A 22083-nucleotide genomic window follows, 5' to 3' on the forward strand; every position below is an offset into this window, starting at 1 on the left:
CCCGCGCCGCCCGCGGGTATGGCCTGCGACTTGGTAAAGATTTTTCGCAATGTGCTTACCGGGACCGCGCCGGTTCCCCTCGTATACTCGGCCCAGTCCGAAATCGCGCAAAGGAGGCGGCATGAATTTGGCATGGATGCGGGAACGAGAGGAAACGGCCGCGCGGCGGCCGGCTTTCCGGGGTCTGGGCGGAAGGGGGATGTGCGCGGCCGCGCTGGCCCTGTCCCTGTTGGCGGGATGCTCCTCGACGGAGAACGTCAAGGATTCCTACGTGGCGCTGTCCAACGCATCGTCCGCCGCCCTGGTCCGGATCCATCGGCCGCTGTCCTATGACGTGGAGAAGGTGGGCAAGGTCCAGATCGCGGCCGATTCGGTATGGAGCCAGGTCGGCGCGATTCCCCAGGGCGACGTGTTCCGCCAGACCGGAGCGCCCCTGCTCGTGAACGGCGCGCGGGAAGCCATGATGGTGGTCTCCAGCGACCGGATCCAGGGTTTCTTCTTCGACAACGGCCTGTTCGTGCCGGTCGACAAAGGCGCCAGCGTCACCGTCGTGCGCCGCTGATCCTATCGGTTCCGCATGCCCCTTTCGCCGCTGCCGTCCGGCCTGATCGTCATCCACAGCAACTTGTCCGAGTCGCTGCGAGACGTGCTGGTCGGCTGGCTGGACCGCCATCCGCTGGGGCCGCTGGAACAGGAAGTGGTGCTGGTGCAGAGCAGCGGCATCGCCCAATGGCTGAAACTGGCGCTGGCGGCGGATGCGGCCGACGGCGGCAGCGGCATCGCGGCGGGGCTGGATTTCCTGCTGCCTTCGCGCTTTCTGTGGCGCGCCTACCGCATCGTGCTGGGCGCGCAGGCGGTGCCCGAGGTTTCCCCCTTCGACAAGCCGCGCCTGATGTGGCGCCTGCTGCGCCTGCTGCCGCAGGTGATGGCGCAGCCGGTCTACGCGCCCTTGCAACGGTTCCTGCGCCGCGACGACGATTGCCGCAAGCGTTACCAGTTGGCCGAGCGCCTGGCCGACCTGTTCGACCAATACCAGGTCTATCGCGCCGACTGGCTGGATGCCTGGGCCAAGGGCCAGGACGTCCTGCCGCGCGACGGCGGCCCGCCGCGCGCGCTGCCGGACACCCAGCGCTGGCAGGCCGCCTTGTGGCGCGCGCTGCTGGACGACGTGCTGGCGCAGGGGCGCGAGGGCGACGGCGGCGGGGCCGCCTATGCCGCGCCTTCCTCCGACGGCCGTGCCGCCGTGCACGAGGCCTTCATGCGCCGCGCCGCGCAACTGGGCGACGCGGCGCCGGCCGGCCTGCCGCGCCGCATCGTGGTGTTCGGCATCTCGACGCTGCCGCGCCAGTCCCTGGAAGTGCTCGCGGTGCTGGCGCGCTGGACCCAGGTGCTGATGTGCGTGCACAACCCCTGCGAACACTATTGGGCCGACATCATCGAAGGCAAGGACCTGCTGCGCGCCAGCCATGCGCGGCAGGCGCGGCGCGCGGGCGCGCCGGACGCCATCGGCGAGGACGCCTTGCACCTGCATGCCCATCCGCTGCTGGCGGCCTGGGGCAAGCAGGGGCGCGACTTTATCGGCCTGCTGGACGAGCACGACGACCGCCATGCCCGCGAGGCCTTCCTGGCCCGCTACGGCGACTACACGCAGCGGCTGGACCTGTTCCAATCGCTGGATACCGGCGACGCCGCGCTGCTGCGGCAATTGCAGGACGACATCCGAGACCTGCGCCCCCTGCATGAAAGCCGCGCGCGTTGGCCAGAGGTCGATGCGGCGCGGGATATGTCCATCCGCTTTCACGTCGCGCACAGCCGCCAGCGCGAGGTGGAGATCCTGCACGACCAGTTGCTGGCCGCGTTCGACGAGGATCCGTCGCTGCGGGCGCGCGACGTCATCGTGATGGTGCCGGACATCGAGGCCTATGCGCCGCACGTGCAGGCCGTCTTCGGCCTGTACGCCGCCGACGACAGGCGCGCCATTCCCTACACCCTGGCCGACCGCGGCAAGCGCCACGTCGATCCGCTGCTGCACGCGCTGGAGCATTTGCTGCAGTTGCCCTATGCCCGCTTCGCCGTCAGCGACCTCATGGACCTGCTGGAAGTGCCGGCGCTGCGCCGCCGCTACGGTATTGAGGAAGACCAGTTGCCGCTGCTGCACAACTGGATGCGCGGCGCCAATATCCGCTGGGGCCTGCATGACGAGCAGCGCCGCTCGCTGGGCTTGCCCGGCTCGGCCACGGCGGCCGCGCCCAATACCTGGCTGTTCGGCTTGCGGCGCGTCCTGCTGGGGTATGCGGTGGGCGCGCGCGGCGGCGATTGGCAGGGCATCGAACCGTATGGCGACGTCGGCGGCCTGGACGCCGCCCTGCTGGGCAACCTGGCCGAGCTGGTGGGCGCGCTGGAAGGCTGGTGGCGCGAGCTGGCGGAGCCGGCCAGTCCGGAACGCTGGGGCGAGCGCCTGCGCGGCCTGCTGCTGGCATTCTTCGACGAGGACGACAGCGCCGACGGCCTGGTGTTGCGCCAGTTGCGCGGCCAGTTGCAGACCTGGCTGGAGATCTGCGAGGAAGCCCATGTGACCGAGCCCCTGCCGCTGTCGGTGGTCGGCGAGCACTGGCTGTCGGCCATGGACGAAGGCGGGCTGACGCAGCGCTTCTTCGGCGGCGCGGTGACCTTCGCCACCTTGATGCCGATGCGCGCGATTCCCTTCCGCCACGTGTGCCTGCTGGGCATGAACGACGGCGATTATCCGCGGGTGCGCATCCCCATGGATTTCGATCTGATGGGACGCGACTACCGGCCGGGCGACCGCTCGCGCCGCGAGGACGACCGCTATCTGTTCCTCGAGGCGCTGCTGTCGGCGCGCGACCGCTTGTACGTGTCGTGGGTCGGCCGCAGCGTGCGCGACAATACGACGCGCCCGCCGTCGGTGCTGGTGGGCCAGTTGCGCGACCACCTGGATGCGGGGTGGCGCCTGGCCGGCAGCGAGGCCGGCGATGGGAATACGGGGGACGGCGGCGTCGCGGCGGCCCTGACCGTGGAGCATCGCCTGCAGCCCTTCAGTCCGGATTATTTTGCGCCCGATCCGCGGCGCTCGCCCCTGTTCACATATGCGAAGGAATGGGCGCGCGGCGTTGGCGATGCGCCGGCGGTCGGGCAGGCGGGCGGCCCGGGCGCGGCGCAGGGCCTGCGGCTCTTGCCGCCCGTCGTGCGGGAAGAGCCGCTGTCCTTGCGCGAGCTGGCCGATTTCCTGAAGGCGCCCGTGGAGGCCTTCTTCCGCCAGCGCCTGCAGGTCAGCTTTTCCGCCGAGGACGTCGTCGCCGAGGACATCGAGCCTTTCGCGCCCGACGCGCTGGAGCAGTGGCAGTTGCAGGACAGGTTGATCAAGGCCCAGGCGCGCGCCCTGCAGGCGGGCGAGGGGCCGGCGCCCGCGCGCGACGACGTGCTGGCCGCCTGCATGCGGGCCGGCGAACTGCCGGCCGGCGCCTTCGGCGAGTTGGCCGCGGCCGATCTCGCCGCGCCGCTGGACGAAATGATGGAACGCTATGCCGCCGCCCTGGCCCGCTGGCCCGAGCCGGTGGGCGGCGAACTGGCGGTGCGCTTCGGCATTTCCGCCGGCTTCGCCGCTTCCGCCCATTCCGAAGATACTGGTGCGCTTGATGCGCTTGGGGGGGGCGCCGGGGCTGGTGCCTCCGCCGTTTCCGGCGCGCTCATCGATGCCACCTCCATGGGCGGCTCCGGCCTGGCCCTGGAAGATTACCTGGGCGGCCTGCGCGCCAACGCCCAGGGCGAGCGGTGCCGGCTGGTCCTGGAAAGCAGCAGCCTGATCCCCAAGGGCCGCTACCGCGCGGACAAGGTGGTGGCGCACTGGGTCGCCCACGTCGCGGCGCAATTGAGCGGCCAGCCGGTTACCACCATGGTCATCAGCAAGGCGGGCGATATCGAGTTCGCCCCCGTCGCGCCGGCGCGCGCGCGCGCGTGGCTGACGCTGTGGCTGGCGGCGTGGGAAACCGGCATGCGGCGGCCCTTGCCGTTGGCCGTGGGCGCGGCGTTCGAATGGTTGACCCGCTTGCCGGAGGACGCCGACCAGGGCGCCGTGGCGGCGGCCCCGCAGGATGGGGAAGCGATCGTGCCGGGCATCGCGCGCGATCCGGCCGACGACGTGCCGCCGGCGGCGCTGACCGGCGCCCGCGCCACCGCCTGGCAGCAGGCGCGCAAGGTATACGAAGGCGCGGCCATGGTGGAAGGGGAAGTGGACCGCAGCGCCTACCTGCAAGCGGTCTATCCCGATTTCACGGCCCTGACGCGCGGCGGCGAATTCCAGGCGCTGGCGCGGGCCCTCCTGCGCCCCATGCGGGCCGCCCTCTACGCGGACACCAAGCCGGGCGGCAAAGCGGAAGGCAAACGCGGGAACAGAGGCCGCGATTCCGCCGGAGGCAGCGATGATCCGGCCTGAGCGCGATACCCTCCCTGTCGATCTCGACGTGTTGCGCTTCCCGCTGCGCGGCAGCCGCCTGATCGAGGCCAGCGCCGGCACCGGCAAGACCTACACCATCGCCACGCTGTACGTGCGCCTGGTGCTGGGCCATGGTGGCGACGAGGGACTGGGCCGGCCCCTGACGCCGCCCGAGATCCTGGTGGTCACCTTCACGGACGCCGCCACGCAGGAACTGCGCGACCGCATCCGCACCCGCCTGGCCGACGCGGCGCGCGTCTTCCTGACGGACCCGGAGGATGCCGATGCGGCCCCCACCGGCGACGTTCTGTACGACCTGCGCGACGAGTACCCGCCCGAGACCCGGGGCGCCTGCGCGCGCAAGCTGCAATTGGCGGTGGAATGGATGGACGAGGCCGCCGTGTCCACCATCCACGGCTGGTGCAACCGCATGCTGCGCGAACACGCCTTCGACAGCGACAGCCTGTTCCAGCAGACGCTGGAGCAGAACAGCGCCCCCTTGCTGGCCGAAGCGGCGCGCGACTACTGGCGCGTCTTCATCGCCGGCCTGGACAGCACCGGCGCGCGCGAACTGCGCGCCTGGTGGGCCGACCCGGACGCCTTGCGCGAAGACGCGGCGCGCCTGTTCAGGTATGCCCCGCAATTGGAAGGCGTCCTGGACGCGGCGGACGCCTCGGCTTCCGGCGACGCGGCGACGGATCCGTCTTCGCCCGGGGCCGCCGCCCAGCGTGAAGAGGCGCTGGCCGAGCCGGCCGCGCTTCTGGCTACGGCGCGAGGCGAGCGCACGCGCAAACTCGCCGCGCTGAAGGCCGCGTGGCCCACGTGGCTGACCGAACTGCGGGAAATCTTCGACGCCGGCGTGGCCGCCAAAAAGGTGGACGGCCGCAAGTTCCAGGCGCGCTATTACCAGGGCTGGCTGGATACCTTGCAGGCCTGGTGCGAAGACCCCGAGCGCTCGCTGCCCGAACTGTCCGACACCGCCTGGCAGCGCCTGTCCCCGGCGGGCATGGAGGAGGCCTGGAAGGGGCAGCCGCCCGACCATCCCGCATGCGCGGCCCTGGCCGAGCTGCGCGAACAGGTGCTGGCGCTCCCGTCGGCGCGCAACGACATCCTGAAGCACGCCGCCGCCTGGATGCGGCGCCGCTATGCGCAGGAGCAGGCGCGCCGCGCGCAGATGGATTTCGACGACCTGCTGGGGCAGCTCGATCGCGCCCTGGCCGGCCCCAACGGCACGGCGCTGGCGGCGGCCATGCGGCGGCAGTTCCCCGTCGCGCTGATCGACGAGTTCCAGGACACCGATCCCGTGCAGTACCGCATCTTCGACGCGGTCTACCGGCTGGCCGAGCAGCCGGCGGACTGCGCCCTGATCCTGATCGGCGATCCCAAGCAGGCCATCTACGGTTTCCGCGGCGCGGATATCTACACCTACCTGCGCGCCCGCGCGGCCGTGGACGGACGGCTGTACGCGCTGAAGACCAATTACCGGTCGACCCACGCGATGGTGTCGGCGGCCAATCATTGTTTCGAAGTGGCGGAGCGCCATCCGGAAGGCGAAGGGGCTTTCCTGTTCCGCACGCCGCGCGGCAATCCGGTGCCTTTCACCGGCGCGCTGGCCCGTGGCCGCGCCGACCGCCTGATGGTCGAGGGCGGCGATGCGCCGGCCCTCACGGCCTGGTGGCTGGCCGGCGGCGAGGACGGCGCGCCGGTGGGCGTCGGCGCGTATCGCGAACAGATGGCCGCCGCCTGCGCCGGCGAGATCGCGCGCCTCATGACCCTGGGCCGCCAAGGCCGCGCCGGTTTCGTGGACGAGGATAAGCGCGGCGACGCCCCACGCCCCCTGCGCCCCGCGGACATGGCCGTGCTGGTCAACAGCGGCCGCGAGGCGCAGATCATGCGCCGGGCCTTGGCGCAGCGCGGCGTGCGCAGCGTCTACCTCTCGGAGAATCAGTCCGTCTACCGGAGCGCGCAGGCCGCCGACATCGAGCACTGGCTGCGCGCCTGCGCCGAGCCGGACGATCCCCGCCTGCTGCGCGCGGCGCTGGCCACGCCGACGCTGGGCCTGTCATGGGAGGCCCTGGACCGCCTGAACAGCGACGAATGGGAATGGGACCGCCGCGTCGACCAGTTCCGCGGCTACGGCCGCGACTGGCGCGTGCTGGGCGTGCTGCCCATGCTGCGGCGCCTGCTGGACGACTTCGACGTGCCGGCCCGGCAGCGCGCCGGCGGCGCGGCCGATGCCACCGCCGGCGAACGGATACTGACGGACCTGCTGCACATCGCCGAACTGTTGCAGCAAGCCAGCGTGCAGTTGGAGGGCGAGCACGCCTTGCTGCGCCATCTCGCGGAAATGCGCGCGGCCGCCGCCGAGGGCCAGGACAACGACGCCCTGACCATACGGCTGGAAAGCGACGCCGACTTGCTGCGCATCGTGACGGTCCACAAATCCAAGGGCCTGGAATATCCCCTGGTGTTCCTGCCCTTCGCCATGGCCTTCCGGCCCGTGGGCGTGGACGATCTGCCCCTGGCCTGGCATGACGCCGACGGCGATTTGCGCGTCACGCTGGAGCCGGACGAAGGCGCGCGGGCGCGCGCCGACCGCGAGCGCCTGGGCGAGGACCTGCGCAAGCTCTACGTCGCGCTCACCCGCGCGCGCTATGCCACCTGGCTGGGTTGCGCGCCTGTCGCCAACGCGCAGGCCAGCGCGCTGGGCTATCTGCTGGCGCAGGGCCGGCCGCTGGATGCGGCGGCTTTCGGCGCCGTGCTGGATGAATGGCGCGACGGCCATCCGCACATCGCCGTGGCGCCCGCGCCGGTCGAATCCGACGCCGTCTACCGCGCCGCCGGCATCGCCGCGGCGGACGGGCGGGCCCGCGAGATGTCGCGCGGCGTGCGGGAACATTGGTGGGTGGCCAGCTACTCGGCCTTGCGCACCGTCGAGGACGCGCCGCGGGAAGAGCCCGCCACGGCCGCCGATGACGTCTACATGGAGGAAGCGTCGGCCGGTCCCTTGCCGGACGCCGACGAGATGTCCTCCATCGCGGCGGCATCCGGGGCGGAGACCGCCGCGACGGGCCGGGGCGACGCGGCCATGCAGTTGAGCCTGGGCAATGCCGGCCCGCTGCACGGTTTCCCCGCCGGCGCCGAAGCCGGGACGTTTTTCCATGAACTGCTCGAATGGGCGGCCGCCCAGGGTTTCGGCCAGGCGGCCGCCGACGCCGATGCCTTGCAGGCGGCGGTGGCGCGGCGCTGCGAGGAACGCGGCTGGGACGAATGGGCCGCGCCCTTGTCCGATTGGCTGCGGCATTTCCTGCGCCTGCCGCTTGCCTTGCCGGCCATGCCCGGGGAGGACGATGGCCGCACGGAAGGCGGCGAGCCGGCCGCGGACCGCCCGTCTTCCGCGCGGCCGGGTGGGCCCGGACCGGTCGCCTTGGCCGACCTCGATCCGCGCGCCTGCGTATCGGAGATGGAGTTCTGGTTCGCCGCGCATGACGTTCCGGCCACCCGCATCGACCGGCTGGTATGCGCGCACGTGCATCCGCGCCATCGTCGCGCCGCGCTGGCGCCCGCCCGCCTGAACGGCATGCTCAAGGGTTTCATCGACCTGGTCTTCGAATACGAGGGGCGCTATTACGTGGCCGACTACAAGTCCAACCGCCTCGGTCCGGATGACGCGGCCTACGATGCCGGCGCCATGCTCGGCGCCATCCTCGGCCACCGCTACGAACTGCAATACGTGCTCTATCTGCTGGCGCTGCACCGCCTGCTGCGCGCTCGCCTGCCGGACTACGACTACGACCGCCACATCGGCGGCGCCGTCTATCTGTTCCTGCGCGGCAGCCATGCGCCGGGCGGCGGCGTATATGTCGACCGCCCCCCGCGCGCGCTGATCGAAGCCCTGGACGCCCTGTTCGCCGGCCATGGCGACGGCGGCGCGCATGCCGCAAGGGAGGCCGCATGAGCGCAACTCCGCCCTCAGGCGTTTTCGCTGCCGGAGCCGGCGCGCTGGCATCTCCCGCGCGCGCGGGTGGCCGCCGCCGCGGCGCCGCCGCCCCGTTGGACGATGCGGCCAGGTTGCGGGCGACGCTGGAGGACTGGGTCGGACGGCGCTGGCTGCGCCGGCTCGACGTGGTGTTCGCCGATTTCCTCTGGCGCGAAATCCCCGACGCGTCTCCGCGCCTGATCCTGGCGGCGGTGCTGGCCAGCCATCAACTGGGCCATGGCCACGCCTGCCTGGACCTGGCGGCGGCGCTGGAAGACCCCGCCGTCACCCTGGCGCTGCCGCCCGAAGATGCGCCGGCCGCGCCGCGCGAACTGCCGCCGGCCTTCTATCCCGCCCAGTTGCTGGAGCAACTGACGCTGCGCGACTGGCTGGCGGCGCTGGACGATCCGCGCCTGGTGGGCAACGGCCCCGGCCGCACGCCGCTGGTGCTGGCCGGCGGCGCCCGCCCGCGCCTCTACCTGCGGCGCTGCTGGCAATACGAACAGGACATCAAGCAGGGCATCACCCAGCGCCTGCAACGCAATGCCGCATTGCAGGCGGCATTGCCCACCGCGAGCCTGCGCGGCTACCTGGACGCGCTGTTCGCCGACGCGCAAGCGGGCGAGGACGGCGTGGACTGGCAGAAAGTCGCCTGCGCCACGGCCGCCGGCAGCGCCCTGACCATCATCACGGGCGGACCCGGCACCGGCAAGACCACGACCGTGGTCAAGGTCCTGGCCGTGCTGCAAGCGCTGGCGCTCGACGGTCCGGGCGAGCCGCTGCGCATCCGCCTGGCCGCGCCCACGGGCAAGGCCGCGGCCCGGCTCAGCGAGTCGATTTCCGGCGCGGTGCAACGCCTGGCGGCGCTGGATGGCCTGCCGCGCGCCGGCGCCGTGCGCGCCGCCATCCCCACCAAGGTGAGCACCCTGCATCGCCTGCTGGGCAGCCGCCCCGGCACCCGCCGCTTCCGCCACGACCGCGACAATCGCCTGGGGCTGGACGTGCTGGTCGTCGACGAGGCCTCCATGGTGGACCTGGAGACCATGGCCGCCGTGCTGGACGCCTTGCCGCCCGCCGGCCGCCTCATCCTGCTGGGCGACCAGGACCAGCTTGCCTCGGTGGAGGCCGGCGCGGTGCTGGCCGATCTCTGCGTGCACGCGCGCGAAGGCCGCTACACGCCGGCCACCCGCGACTGGCTGGCGCAGGTCAGCGGCCAGCGGCTGCCGCCGGCGCGGCTGGACGACCAGGGCGCGGCCCTGGACCAGGCCGTGGTCATGTTGCGGCACAGCCACCGCTTCGCCGCCGACAGCGGCATCGGCCGGCTGGCCGCGGCGGTGAACGAGGGCGACGTCGCGGCCGCTCGGATGTTCTGGCAAGCGCCGGCCGACGGCGTGCGCAAGCTGGTCGGCGCGGCCTGCGAACGCGCCTTCCCGGCCCTGGCGCTGCACGGCCGCGACGAGGACACGGCCGCGCCCCTTTCCGAAGGCTACGCCGACTACCTGGCCATCATCCGCCAGGGCCCGGCCGACACGGATCCCCGCACCCTGGACGCATGGGCCGCCGCCATCCTGAAGCAGCACCAGCGCTTCCAATTACTGGCGACCTTGCGCAATGGAGAGTGGGGCGTCGCCGGCCTGAACCGGCGCGTGGCGGCCCTGCTGTTCGAACAGGGGCTGATCGCCCAGCCCGACGGCTGGTACGCCGGCAGGCCGGTGCTGGTCACCCACAACGACTACGCCCTGGGCCTGATGAACGGCGACATCGGCATCACGCTGCCGGTGCCCGGCGCCGACGCCCACGCCCTGGGGGCCGGCCCGCACATGGACGCGGACCCGCAAGGCGGCGGCGACCCGCAAGCGCCGGCCGCGGTCCTGCGCGTGGCCTTCATGAGCAGCGACGGCAGCGGCCGCATCAAATGGGTACCCCCCAGCCGGCTGCAATCGGTGGAGACCGTCTACGCGCTGACAGTGCACAAGTCCCAGGGCTCGGAATTCGAGCACGCCGTGGTGGTGCTGCCGGAACGCCCCGGTCCCATCCTCACGCGCGAACTGCTCTACACCGGCATCACCCGCGCGCGGCGCCGCCTGACCCTGCTCAGCCCGGGCGGCGAGGCGGTGCTGGAGCAGGGCATCGTGCGCCAGGTGCGCCGCGCCAGCGGCCTGTTCCCCGAACGCGCGGACGGCGAGGCCGGCGCCGGCCCGGCCGTCAGCGATCCGGCGCCAGGTACAGGCTTTCCTTGATCTCCTCCATCACCACATAGCTGCGCGACTCGGCCGAATTGGGCAGGCGCCGCAGCATTTCCCCCAGCAGGTGGCGGTAGGCCGTCATTTCGCTCAGGCGCGCCTTGACCAGGTAGTCGAAATCGCCCGAGACCAGGTGGCACTCCATCACCTCCGGGATGTGCATCAGTTCCTTGCGCACTTTCTCGAAGACGTCGCCGGACTTGGCCGACAGCTTGATCTCCAGGAACACCAGCAGGCCCTTGCCCAGCGCGCGCGGATTCACCCGCGCGTAGTAACCCGTGATGACGCCCTCGCGTTCCAGCCGGCGCACGCGCTCGGTGCAGGGGGTGGCCGACAGCCCCACCTGCTCGGCCAGTTCGGTCATGGACAGGCGGCCCGACCGCTGCAGGATGTCGAGGATTTTGAGGTCGGTGCGGTCGAGTTCGCGCATTTCACTATCCAGGGCGTGAAAGGAGGGGCGGCACCCTGGATCTTACCTATTCCAAGGCTGAATTTCAGTGAAATACACTCCCGAGGTGTGCTTAGACTAGCTACTTCTCCTCCCTCTTCTTGATGGTTATCGGCGATGCGTGTCCTGGTTCTCGGCGGCGGTGTCATAGGTACCTCCACGGCTTATTATTTGTCGCGACTGGGCGCGTCCGTGACGCTGGTGGATCGCCAGTCCGGCCCGGCCCAGGAAACCAGCTACGGCAACGCGGGCCAGGTGTCTCCCGGCTATTCGACGCCCTGGGCCGCGCCCGGCATTCCGCTCAAGGCCCTGAAGTGGATGTTCCAGCGCCATGCGCCCCTGGCCATCCGCCCGGACTGGACGCTGGACCAGTTGCGCTGGATGGGCGCCATGCTGTCCAACTGTTCGCCCGAGCGCTACGCCATCAATAAGGAGCGCATGCTGCGCCTGGCCGAATACAGCCGCGACTGCCTGCGCGCGCTGCGCCAGGACACCGGCATCCAGTACGAACAGCGCACCGGCGGCACCTTGCAGTTGTTCCGCACCGAGGCGCAGATGCAGGCCGCGCGCCGCGACATCGCCGTGCTGGAGGAAAACCGGGTGCCCTACGAACTGCTGGGCGCCGCCGACCTGCGGCGCGTGGAACCGGCGCTGGCGGGCACCGCGGACCGCCTGGCCGGCGGCCTGCGCCTGCCCAACGACGAGACCGGCGATTGCCGCCTGTTCACCGTCCGGCTGGCGGAGATCGCCGCGCGCCAGGGCGTCCGGTTCCGCTACAACGCCGACGTCCGCGCCATCGAGGCCCGCGACGGCCGCATCGTCGGCGTCCGGGTCGGCGACGAGGTGCTCGAGGCGGACAACTACGTGGTCGCCCTCGGCAGCTATAGCCCGCGCCTGCTCAAGCCCTTGGGCATCCGGCTGCCGGTCTATCCGGTCAAGGGCTACTCGCTGACCATCCCCATTACCCATGCCGACAAGGCGCCGGTCTCGACCGTGCTGGACGAAACCTACAAGGTCGCCGTCACGCGCTTCGACGATCGCATCCGCGTGGGCGGGATGGCCGAACTGGGCGGTTTCGACCTGCGCCTGAATCCGCGCCGGCGCGCCACCCTGGAATTGGTGGTCAACGACCTCTTCCCGGACAGCGGCGACGTGGCGCGCGCCGAATTCTGGACCGGCTTGCGGCCGATGACGCCCGACAGCACGCCCGTGGTCGGCGCCACGCCCTTCCGCAACCTTTTCCTGAACACCGGCCACGGCACCCTGGGCTGGACCATGTCCTGCGGCTCGGGCAAGCTGCTGTCGGATATCGTCACCGGCCAGCCGCCGGAGATTTCCCTGTCCGGCCTGGATATCTCGCGCTACGGCTTGTCCCGGAACGCGCCGGCGGCGACCGCGGCGCCGGCCTGATTCGCCGCCACCGGCTGCCCTTGCAGCACAGTGAGCAGGGCGGAGGTGGAATAGGGTTTTTCCAGCAGTTCGAAGTCGTGCACGCCTTCTTCGGCCAGCACGTGGCTGTAGCCGCTGGTCAGCACCACCCGCAGGGCCGGCCAGCGCTGGCGGATGGCGGCGCCCAGTTCCAGGCCGCTCATGCCGGGCATGACCACGTCCGAGAACACCAGGTCGAACGCGCCGTCGCGCCTGGCCAGCATATCGAGCGCGCTGCGGCCGTCCGTGACCCAGATGACCTCCACGCCCAGCTCGGCGAACAGGCTGCTGGCGAAGCCGCCCACGGCCTCGTTGTCTTCCACCAGCAGGACCTTGCGCGCCACCAGGGGCGGTTCGCTGGCCTCCACATTCGCCGGAGCGAGGGGCAGGAACGATCCCGAGCCCGATTCGGATCGCGGGAAATACAGGGTGAACGTCGTGCCCACGCCCAATTCCGTCTGCACGGCCAGTTCGCCGCCGGACTGCTTGGCGAAGCCGTAGGCCTGGCTCAGTCCCAGGCCGGTGCCCCGGTTCACCGTCTTGGTGGTGAAGAAAGGCTCGAAGATGCGCGACAGCAACTCGGGCGGGATGCCGCTGCCGGTGTCCGACACCGACACCGCGACGAAGGCGCCCCGGGCGCCGGCATGGTTGCGCACCGCCGGCAGCTCGTCGGTATTGCGCGCGGCGATGCGCAGCATGCCGCCGCGCGGCATGGCGTCGCGCGCGTTGATGACCATGTTCAGCACGGCGGTCTCGAACTGGCTGGGATCGGCGCGTATGCGGTCCAGCCCTTCCGGCAGGTCGAACTCCACTCGCACCGGCGAACCCACGGACGTCAGGATCAGGTGTTCCATGCCCAGCAGGCGGCTGGCCACGTCGAAGGTCTCCGGCCGCAGCGGCTGCTTGCGGGCGAAGGCCAGCAACTGGCGGGTCAGTTCGCTGGCGCGCGTGGCCGTGTCGACGATCGCCGCCAGGAAGCGGTCGCGCTTCTCGGGCGCCAGGTCCGGGCGGCGCAGCAGCTCGGCCGACGAGCGGATGACCGTCAGCAGGTTGTTGAAATCGTGCGCCACGCCGCCGGTGAGACGGCCGATGGCTTCCATCTTCTGCGCCTGGCTCAGGGCATCGCGGCTGCGATCCAGTTCCAGTTGGGCCTCGCGCCGTTCCGTCACGTCGCGGGTGATCTTGGCGTAGCCCAGGAATTCGCCGTTCTCGTCATGGATGCGGTCGATGACCACCATGGCCCAGAAGCGCCGGCCGTCCTTGCGCACGCGCCAGCCTTCATGCTGGTACCGGCCCTGGGTGCGGGCGGTTTCCAGCGCCTGCCAGGGGTCGCCGCGTTCCCTGTCCTCTTCCGTATAGAACATGGAAAAGTGGCGGCCGATCACTTCTTCCTCGGCATAGCCCTTGATGGCCTGGGCGCCGGTATTCCAGTTGGAAATACAGCCGTCGCGGTCGAGCATGTAGATGGCGTAGTCGCGCACGCCCTGCACCAGCAGGCGGAAGCGCTGTTCGCTGGCGTAGAGCGCGTCGCGCACCACCTTCTTGTCGCTGATGTCGCGCGTGACCTTGGCGTAGCCGATGATGCCGCCGTCCGGGGCCCGCACCGGATCGATGACCACGCTGCACCAGAAGCGGCTGCCGTCCTTGCGCACGCGCCAGCCCTCGGCCTCGAAACTGCCGTGCTCGGCGGCGGTGCGCAGGGCCTGGGCGGGCACGCCGCTGGCGCGGTCTTCCTCGGTATAGAAGCGGGAAAAGTGCTGGCCGATGATTTCCTCGGCCGTATAGCCCTTGAAGCGTTCCGCGCCGGGATTCCAGCTACTGACGTAGCCTTCCGCGTCGAGCAGGTAGATCGCATAGTCGCGAATGGCGGCGACGAGCAGGGCGGTGCGCCGGTCGTCGCCGATTTGCAGGACGGAGGCGTGCGTCGCGGGGACGGTTGAGGTCATTGTCTTATGGTCTGGAGCGGGCGAGCATACGCCGGGGAAAGTCTAGCGCAAATCGCAGGCGTTTCCCTGCCGCGCCCGGTAAAACGAGCGAGTAAATGCAACGCACCTTGCAACGCGCGCCGCAACGCCCGCCCGCCGCGTCCGCGGCCGTCAATCGACGATGAACAGCCTGGCCCCGATGCCGGTCGACGAGCGATGCGCCTCCGCCTGGTCGGCCACCTGGTAGCTCATGCCCGGCAGTAGCGTGAAACGGCGGCCGTCCTCCAGTTCCGTATCCAGTTGCCCTTCCAGGCACAGCAGGATGTGGCCTTTGCTGCACCAGTGGTCGGCCAGGTAGCCGGGCGTGTATTCGACCATGCGCACGCGGATGTCGCCGAACTGGCGCGTGCGCCACAGCGCGTGGCCGGTGTCGCCGGCATGCCGGGTGGGTTCGATGGCGGACCAGTCCGTGGTGCCGAAGGGGATGTTGCTGATCTGCATGCTGGCTTCGCTCTGGTGTGCCGGCCGGGGGGAGGCGGCGTGGGTGGTTCGTTCTCGGGCTTGCGTGGCGCGCTTCGTTGTGCACCGCGGCCGTGCCTTCCGGTCCGCGCGCCGCGCCGCGCGGATCAGTCGCGGAAATTATCGAACTGCAGCGGCAGGTCCACGTCCGTCTTTTTCAACAACTGGATGGCCGCCTGCAGGTCGTCGCGCTTCTTGCCGGTCACGCGCAGCTTGTCGCCGTTGATCTGCGTATCCACCTTGAGCTTGGCGGCCTTGATGGCGGCGATCAGCTTCTTGGAAACGGCCTGCTCGATGCCTTGCTTCAGCGTGATCTTCTGGCGCGCGCCGCCCAGGTTGACGTTGGCGTCGGCGGCGTCGATGCAGCGCGGGTCGATGCCGCGCGCGGTCAACCGGCCGCGCAGGATGTCCAGCATCTGCTTGAGCTGGAACTCGGACGGCGCGACCTGGGTGATGACGAATTCCTCGAGTTCGTACTTGGCGTCGGTGCCCTTGAAATCGAAGCGGGTCGACAGTTCACGGTTGGCCTGGTCGACGGCATTGCTCAATTCGTGTTTGTTGACTTCGGAAACGACGTCAAAAGAAGGCATGATGGTGTCCTGTGCAATGATGAAGCGTGCGGGCCGGCGCGCTGGCCAGCGGGGCAGGCATGATTTTCCCACGCCCGGGCGCCGGCCGCGATCGCGTTATGCTAACTCCCCATGCCAGCAGGAGGAACACCCATGCATCCAGGCCATCCGCCGCAGCCGAAAGAGGTCGCGATCAGGCGGCGCGCGCAGCGCACCATCGCCCTGTTCGAGGCCCTCAAGGGGGTGGGGGCGCTCGCGGCCAGCATCGGCCTGCTGAGCCTGCTGCACCACGACCTGCGCAAGATGGTCATCGATTTCATCGGCCACTTCGGGCTGGATCCCGGCGGCCGCTATCCGCGAACGCTGCTCCATTACGCCGACGTCCTGCAGGACACCAGCGTGCGCCTGCTGGTCGGGCTGGCCGCCGCCTACGTCGTGCTGCGCCTGATCGAGGCTTATGGCCTCTGGCACGACCACGTCTGGGGCGAATGGCTGGGGGCGCTCTCCGGCGCCATCTACATCCCCTTCGAGGTGCGCCACCTGCTGCACGCGCCGTCCGCCTTCGCCGCCGCGGTGGTGGTGGCCAACGTGCTCATCGTGGTCTTCCTGGGGTCGCAGTTGTGGCGGCGCCGCGCCGCGCCGGCGCGCGCCTGAACCGGGGACGGCGCGCCGCCCCCGCGCCGCTCAATGCGTGCGGCCGCGCACTTCCACCCGCTGGCTCCACTCCATGGCGGTCTTGACCACCAGCGTCACCAGGGCCATGCAGGCCAGCAGGGCCGCGGCGGTGAAGGCGCCCACGGTCTTGTAGTCGTCGTTGAGCTGTTCGATCAGCAGCGGCAGGGTCACCGTCTTGCCGCGGATCGCCCCCGACACCACGGAAACGGCGCCGAATTCCCCGACGGCGCGGGCATTCGTGATGACGGTGCCGTACAGCAGCGCCCACTTGATGTTGGGCAGCGTGATGTGGCGGAAGATCTGCCAGCCGTGCGCGCCCAGCGTCAGCGCGGCGTATTCCTCGTCGCTGCCCTGCGTCTGCATCAGGGGGATGAGGATGCGCGCGACGAAGGGCGAGGTCACGAAGACCGTCACCATGACGATGCCGGGCCAGGCGAACATCAACTGCACGTCGTGCTGGCCCAGCCAGCCGCCGATGGCGCTTTCCGCGCCGTAGACCACCAGGTAGCACAGGCCCGCCACCACCGGCGAGGTGGCGTAGGGGATGTCGATCAGCGTGGTCAGGACGGCGCGGCCGCGGAATTCGTAATGCGTGACGCACCACGCCAGCAGGATGCCGAAGACGATGTTGATCGGCACCGTCAGCACGGCGGCCAGCAGGGTAAGGAGGATGGCGTGCTGCATGTCGCTGTCCACCAGGTTCTCGACCAGCATGGACCAGCCGCCCGAGAGGGCGCGGGCGAAGATCAGCAGCAGCGGCAGCAGGAGCAGCAGGGCGGCGCCCGCCACGCCGATGGCGATGAGCGTCCATTGACGCCAGTTCTTGGGTTTGCGCATCTTCTCGGTGTCCTCAGCGGCCCGGCCGCTGCCAGGGCAGCAGGCGGCCTTGCAAGACCTGCAGGGTGAACAGCAGCAGCAGCGACGCCGCCAGCACCACGGTGGCGATGGCGGAGGCGGCCGGATAGTCGAATTCGGACAGGCGGACGAAGATCATCAGCGAGGTGATCTCCGTCTTCAGCGGGATATTGCCGGCGATCATCACCACCGCGCCGAATTCGCCCAGGCTGCGGATGAAGGCTTGCGAGGCGCCGGTGAACAGCGCCGGCACCAGGGCCGGCAGCAGCACGCGCCAGAAGGTCTGGCGGTCGGTGGCGCCCAGCGTATGGGCGGCCTCCTCGTATTCGGGGCCGATTTCGGCCAGCACCGGCTGCACCGAGCGCACCACGAAGGGCAGGCTGGTGAAGATCATGGCGATCGTCAGGCCGGGAAAGGCGTAGCTGATCTTGTAGGGCGCGAACCATTGCCCGACCCAGCCGCCCGGCGCCAGCAGCACCGACAGGGTCAGGCCGGCCACGGCGGTCGGCAGGGCGAAGGGCAGGTCCACCAGCGCGTCCAGGAACAGCCGGCCGGGAAAGCGGTAGCGTTCCAGTATCCAGGCCAGCAGCAGGCCGAACACCAGCACCACCAGGGTGGAAATGGCCGCCCCTTCCAGCGTGACGCGGTAGCTGGCCAGCACGCGCGGGTCCGTGATGGCGCGCCAGTACTGCGCCAGGCTCATCTCGCCGGCATAGGCGAAGAGCGCCGCGATGGGAAAGAGGATGACCAGCGAGATATACAGGCTGCTCACGCCGAAGCTCAGGCCGAAGCCGGGCAGCGTGGGTTTTTGCAGGAAGAATTTCGGCATTGGGCCTGGTTTGTGGATAAAAGCCGAATGGCCGCCATGAGGCGGCCGGCACGGATGGCGGGCAAGGACGATGAGCCCGGACCGGTAAGCGCCGGACCGGGCGGCGCGCTTATTTGCCCGCCAGCAACTGGTCCAGCACGCCGTTGGCCGAGAAGTGTACCTTCGTGATGTTGTCCCAGGTTCCCAGCACGTCCGTCGGGTTGATCAGGTGGACTTCCGGGAACAGCGCGGCGTTGGCCTTCGCCACCTGCGGATCGCGCACGCGGTAGTAGAAACTGGCCAGCAGCGCCTGGATTTCCGGGGTGTACTGGAACTTCAGATAGGTTTCCGCCAGCTTTTCCGTGCCCTTTTCCTTGGCGACCTTGGACACGATGGCGACCGGGAACTCGGCCAGCACGCTGACGGGCGGGACCACGACCTCGAAGCCCTGGGCCTTGAACTCGTCGCTCTTGGCGATGTTGTTGACCTCGGACTCGAACGTCAGCACGGCGTCGCCCTGGTTGTTCTGGGCGAAGGCCACCGTGGCGCCGCGGCCGCCGGTGGGGAAGCTTTCGACGTTGTGCAGCAGCTTGCCGACGAAGGCGCGGGTCTTGGCGTCGTCGCCCTTGAACTTCTCGTTGGCGTAGAGCCAGGCGGCCAGGTAGGTATAGCGGGCGTTACCCGAGGTCTTGGGGTTCGGGAACACCACCTTCACGTCGTCGCGCACCAGGTCGTCCCAGGTCTTGATGTGCTTGGGATTGCCCTTGCGGACCAGGAAGGCGATGGTGCTGTAGTACGGCGAGCTGTTGTCGGGGAAGCGCTGCTGCCAGTTCTTGTCGACCAGGCCGCGCTGGGCCAGGATGTCGACGTCCGGCACCTGGTTGAACGTCACCACGTCGGCCTTCAGGCCCTGGATGATGGACTGGGCCTGGCGCGACGTGCCGCCGAACGATTGCTCGATCTTGACCTTCGTATCGTTGCTCTTGTTCCAGCTTTCCTCGAACTTGGGATTGATGGCGGCGAACAGTTCGCGCGAGATGTCGTAGGAGGAGTTCAGCAGGACTTGCTGCTGCTGGGCCTGGGCGGCCGCGCCCGCGAGCAGGGAGGCGGCGGCGAAAGAGGCGGCGAAAAGACGGCTGATCAAGGAAGGCTCCGCGAAACGGGGTGGTCCGGCAGCGCCGCGGCGGGCGCCGGCCGGGCCGGTTTCTCCGCATATGCGTATCGCGCTGTAACTGGCGGGATGATGCCGGGGAGCCTAACTAACGTAAAAGAATAAATACTCGTTTGTATATTTCTTATGGAAATATAATACCCCGTGACCCTATCTTCCCGGCAGATTGGCGCGGATCAGCAGCCCGGCCACGGAGTCCGTCGGCGGGATATTGGGCAGGGGATCGCCCGGCCCGAACCAGCGGGCGTCGACGATCTCCGTGCCGTCGACCTGGATCTCGCCGTCCAGGTATTCGGCGGTGAACGCCAGCATCAGCGAGTGCGGGAAGGGCCAGGACTGGCTCTGGAAATACCGCAGTTGATGCACGCGCAGGCCGACTTCCTCCTGCACTTCGCGGTGCACGGTTTCCTCCAGCGATTCGCCCGCCTCCACGAAGCCGGCCAGCGCGCTATAGCGCGCCGCGGCGAAATTGGCGTTGCGCGCCAGCAGGATGCTGTCGCCTTTCTTGATCAACACCATCATCGCCGGCGAAATGCGCGGGTAGTTGCTGTGGCCGCAGTTGGGGCACTTCAGGCAGAACTCGTTGGCCACCCGCTCGGTCGGCGTCGCGCAGACGCCGCAATAGCGGTGCGTGCGCGCCCATTCGGCCACCTGGAAGGCGCGGCCGGCCAGCACGCCCGTCGGCGCTTCCAGCTCCCCCATCACTTCACGCAGGCGGCGGAAGACGTAGCCGGGAGGCGGCGCGCTGTCGCGGTCGAGCGCCAGCGCCAGACAGGCCTGTCCCCGGTGGGTGCCCACCGCCTGCCAGGCCGCCTCGGGGTCGGCCAGATGATGGCGGATATCGTCCAGGGGCAGCACCGGTCCATCCTCGCGCACCAGCAATTCCCCGCGGCGGAAGGCGAAGAGGTAGGCCCCGGCGGGGGCGGACGAGGGGCTGGAGGTATCCGGGGGCAGCGACATGAATAAATCCTGTGCGTGTTCGGTGGACGGAGGCGGTTGGACGGTGGAAAGGGCGGCAGGCGGGCCTGGCGCACCCGGGATCATGAGGAAAAAAGGGGGCCTGACGTGCAAAGCCCCTTGCGTGGCAAGGGGCTTGGGGCGGCTCGGGCCGCGGCGGCGTCCCGGGGCAGGTGCTTGCGGGCGGCTGCTTTCCGCATGGCCGTCGAAGGGATCATCCCTTCAGGGCTTTTTCGATTTCCGCGTGGAAGGCCTGGGGATCGTAGTCGCCCAGATAGCGCTTGATGATGCGCCCTTGCTTGTCGATCAGGAACGCCGTCGGGGTCAGCCGCACGTCGCCGAAGGCATGCGCGACGTCGCCCTTTGTGTCCAGCGCCACCGTGAACGGCAGCTTGCGCGTCTGCGCGTAGTTCAGCACGTAGTTGGGCGGGTCGTAGTTCATCGCCACCGCCACGGTCTGGAAGCCCTGGGCCGAATACTTGTTGTAGTCGGCGATGGTGTCCGGCATCTGCTTGATGCAGGTCACGCAGTCGGTCGCCCAGAACTTGACCAGCACCACCTTGCCGCGCAGGTCCTGCAAGCTGAGCTTCTGGCCGTCGATGGCGGCGAAGGAGACGTTGGGGGCGGCCTGCGCGGGACGCCAGACGAACCAGGAGGCGATACCCGCCGCCACCACGAGCGCGAAGACGAAGACGAGTTTTTTCATTTGATCGGCATGGATTCAACGGCCGCGCCGCCCGGCGCGCTCGAGGTGCTATCCGCGCCGGGAGCGTTCACGACCGGCGCCGAACCCGGCGATTTGGTGCTGGTGCCGGTCGGATCGCTGTAGGAGCCCGACAGGCGCACCGCCTCTTCCCGGCTGATGGTATTGAAGAGTTTTACCACTTTATGCACGCCGCTGACCTCGGCGGCCGCGTTGGCGGCATATTCTCCCTCGGTCTGGGTGACTTTTCCCTGAAGGAAGACGACGCTGCGGTCGGTCGTCACCGAAATCGATCCCGAGGGGACGAACTTGGTGTTGAGCAGGCTGGTGCGCACCTTGGAACTGAGCCAGGTGTCGTTGGAGCGGGTGCCGAAGCTGGCCGGCGCGCCCACCACCATCTCGTTGTAGACGGTCTTGACGCCTTCCTGGGTCTTCGCGATGTTCGTGGCCTGGGCCTTGGCGGCCTCGGTCGGCGCGTCGCCGGTCAGCAGGACCTGGCCGTCATACACATTGGCGTCGATGCGCACCGAGTCGCCGAGCTTCTGGGAAATGGCGTGCTGCACCTTGAATCCCAGGTTCTGGTCGTCCAGTTGCGCGCCTGAGGAGCGGCGGTCGCTGACCACCACGGCGGTGCCGGCGGCGGCGCCGCCCATCACGACCGGCGCGATGCAGCCCGACAAGGTCAGGGCGGCGCCGGCCAGGCTCAGGGCCAGCAGGGCGGTGCGGGTGCGGGTGCGGTTTCGGGGCATTCTCATTATTCGGGGTCTCCCAGCAGCAAGGCATCGATACCGTCGCAGAGCGCGTGCAACATCAGGCCATGGACTTCCTGGATGCGCATGGTGCGGTCGTGCGGTACGCAGATATGGATATCGTGATCCGTCATGAGTTCCCCAACGGTGCCGCCGCCCTTGCCGGTCAGGGCGATGACGTGGACTTCGCGTTCGTGCGCCGCCTCGATGGCGCGCACCACGTTGGGGGAATTTCCGCTGGTCGAAATGGCCACCAGCACGTCGCCGGGCTGGCCCAGGGCGCTGACCTGGCGTTCGTAGATTTCCTCGAAACCGTAGTCGTTGCCCACGGCGGTGAGAATGGCCGTGTCGGTATTCAGCGCCACGGCGGCCAGCGGCAGGCGCTCGCGCTCGAAGCGGCCCACCAGTTCGGCGACCAGGTGCTGGGCGTCGGCGGCGGAGCCGCCGTTGCCGCAGGCCAGGATCTTGCCGTTATTGGCGATGGCGCTGAAAAGCATGTCGGCCGCGGCGGCCAGCAAGGGCGCCAGGGCGTCGCGGCTCTGTTCATGCACGGCTACCGCGTCGTCGAAGTGCGCGGTCATGCGGGCGGTCATATCCATCA

Annotated in this window: 17 protein-coding genes; 6 read left to right on the forward strand and 11 right to left on the reverse strand. The window is 69.5% G+C overall.

Annotated features, from left to right (window positions below):
- Nucleotides 1-121 precede the first annotated feature (121 nt).
- From CAL29_RS00785 to recD, 4 genes are read left to right on the forward strand one after another with little or no spacing between them, the layout of a single operon-like run.
- The gene (locus tag CAL29_RS00785; protein WP_143277577.1) at nucleotides 122-562 is read left to right on the forward strand and encodes a hypothetical protein; all 441 of its coding nucleotides are present in this window, start codon (nucleotides 122-124) and stop codon (nucleotides 560-562) included.
- A 15-nt stretch (nucleotides 563-577) separates the two neighbouring features.
- The gene (gene recC / locus CAL29_RS00790; RefSeq protein WP_094851116.1) at nucleotides 578-4453 is read left to right on the forward strand and encodes an exodeoxyribonuclease V subunit gamma; all 3876 of its coding nucleotides are present in this window, start codon (nucleotides 578-580) and stop codon (nucleotides 4451-4453) included.
- Nucleotides 4440-8411: an exodeoxyribonuclease V subunit beta gene (gene recB / locus CAL29_RS00795; RefSeq protein WP_094851117.1), complete on the forward strand. Its 3972-nt coding sequence runs from the start codon at nucleotides 4440-4442 to the stop codon at nucleotides 8409-8411. Before recC ends, recB begins: the two co-directional genes overlap by 14 nt.
- The gene (recD, locus tag CAL29_RS00800; RefSeq protein ID WP_094851118.1) at nucleotides 8408-10672 is read left to right on the forward strand and encodes an exodeoxyribonuclease V subunit alpha; all 2265 of its coding nucleotides are present in this window, start codon (nucleotides 8408-8410) and stop codon (nucleotides 10670-10672) included. Before recB ends, recD begins: the two co-directional genes overlap by 4 nt.
- Here the strand turns inward: recD and CAL29_RS00805 are convergent.
- Nucleotides 10638-11105, reverse strand: coding sequence for a winged helix-turn-helix transcriptional regulator (locus tag CAL29_RS00805; RefSeq protein ID WP_094851119.1), 468 nt, complete (start codon nucleotides 11103-11105; stop codon nucleotides 10638-10640). The genes recD and CAL29_RS00805 overlap by 35 nt on opposite strands.
- A 135-nt stretch (nucleotides 11106-11240) precedes the next feature.
- Between CAL29_RS00805 and CAL29_RS00810 the strand changes: the two genes are divergently transcribed.
- Nucleotides 11241-12533, forward strand: coding sequence for a D-amino acid dehydrogenase (locus CAL29_RS00810; RefSeq protein WP_094851120.1), 1293 nt, complete (start codon nucleotides 11241-11243; stop codon nucleotides 12531-12533).
- Here CAL29_RS00810 and CAL29_RS00815 read toward each other — a convergent pair.
- From CAL29_RS00815 to CAL29_RS00825, 3 genes are all read right to left on the reverse strand, one after another.
- Nucleotides 12485-14497 (reverse strand): hybrid sensor histidine kinase/response regulator, encoded by a 2013-nt coding sequence (locus CAL29_RS00815; RefSeq protein WP_094851121.1) that lies wholly within the window; start codon nucleotides 14495-14497, stop codon nucleotides 12485-12487. The genes CAL29_RS00810 and CAL29_RS00815 overlap by 49 nt on opposite strands.
- A gap of 150 nt (nucleotides 14498-14647) precedes the next feature.
- Nucleotides 14648-14977 (reverse strand): DHCW motif cupin fold protein, encoded by a 330-nt coding sequence (locus CAL29_RS00820; protein WP_094851122.1) that lies wholly within the window; start codon nucleotides 14975-14977, stop codon nucleotides 14648-14650.
- Nucleotides 14978-15102: 125 nt separating this feature from the next.
- Nucleotides 15103-15585 (reverse strand): YajQ family cyclic di-GMP-binding protein, encoded by a 483-nt coding sequence (locus CAL29_RS00825; protein WP_094851123.1) that lies wholly within the window; start codon nucleotides 15583-15585, stop codon nucleotides 15103-15105.
- Nucleotides 15586-15717: 132 nt separating this feature from the next.
- Here CAL29_RS00825 and CAL29_RS00830 point away from each other — a divergent pair, with 132 nt between their 5' ends.
- Nucleotides 15718-16218 carry a DUF2127 domain-containing protein gene (locus tag CAL29_RS00830; RefSeq protein ID WP_094851124.1) on the forward strand — a complete coding sequence of 167 codons (501 nt, stop codon included), beginning with the start codon at nucleotides 15718-15720 and terminating at the stop codon, nucleotides 16216-16218.
- Between the two features lie 30 nt (nucleotides 16219-16248).
- Here CAL29_RS00830 and cysW read toward each other — a convergent pair whose 3' ends face one another.
- From cysW to CAL29_RS00865, 7 genes are all read right to left on the reverse strand, one after another.
- A complete protein-coding gene (cysW, locus tag CAL29_RS00835; RefSeq protein ID WP_094851125.1) occupies nucleotides 16249-17076 on the reverse strand; it encodes a sulfate ABC transporter permease subunit CysW in 828 nt (275 codons plus the stop codon).
- Nucleotides 17077-17089: 13 nt separating this feature from the next.
- Nucleotides 17090-17923 (reverse strand): sulfate ABC transporter permease subunit CysT, encoded by an 834-nt coding sequence (gene cysT, locus CAL29_RS00840; RefSeq protein WP_094851126.1) that lies wholly within the window; start codon nucleotides 17921-17923, stop codon nucleotides 17090-17092.
- Between the two features lie 109 nt (nucleotides 17924-18032).
- Complete coding sequence (gene cysP, locus CAL29_RS00845) at nucleotides 18033-19046, reverse strand: thiosulfate ABC transporter substrate-binding protein CysP (protein ID WP_094851127.1); 1014 nt, start codon at nucleotides 19044-19046, stop codon at nucleotides 18033-18035.
- A gap of 177 nt (nucleotides 19047-19223) precedes the next feature.
- Nucleotides 19224-20033, reverse strand: a complete 810-nt coding sequence (gene nudC / locus CAL29_RS00850; RefSeq protein WP_094851128.1) for an NAD(+) diphosphatase — start codon at nucleotides 20031-20033, stop codon at nucleotides 19224-19226.
- A gap of 211 nt (nucleotides 20034-20244) precedes the next feature.
- A complete protein-coding gene (locus tag CAL29_RS00855) occupies nucleotides 20245-20736 on the reverse strand; it encodes a peroxiredoxin family protein (RefSeq protein ID WP_094851129.1) in 492 nt (163 codons plus the stop codon).
- Entirely contained in the window at nucleotides 20733-21488 is a 756-nt protein-coding gene (locus tag CAL29_RS00860) for a BON domain-containing protein (RefSeq protein WP_373559680.1), read from the reverse strand. Before CAL29_RS00860 ends, CAL29_RS00855 begins: the two co-directional genes overlap by 4 nt.
- Nucleotides 21488-22081, reverse strand: coding sequence for a phosphoheptose isomerase (locus tag CAL29_RS00865; RefSeq protein ID WP_094852627.1), 594 nt, complete (start codon nucleotides 22079-22081; stop codon nucleotides 21488-21490). Before CAL29_RS00865 ends, CAL29_RS00860 begins: the two co-directional genes overlap by 1 nt.
- Between the last annotated feature and the right edge of the window lie 2 nt (nucleotides 22082-22083).

Source organism: Bordetella genomosp. 10 (assembly GCF_002261225.1).
In the GTDB taxonomy this organism is placed as follows: Bacteria; Pseudomonadota; Gammaproteobacteria; order Burkholderiales; family Burkholderiaceae_B; genus Bordetella_C.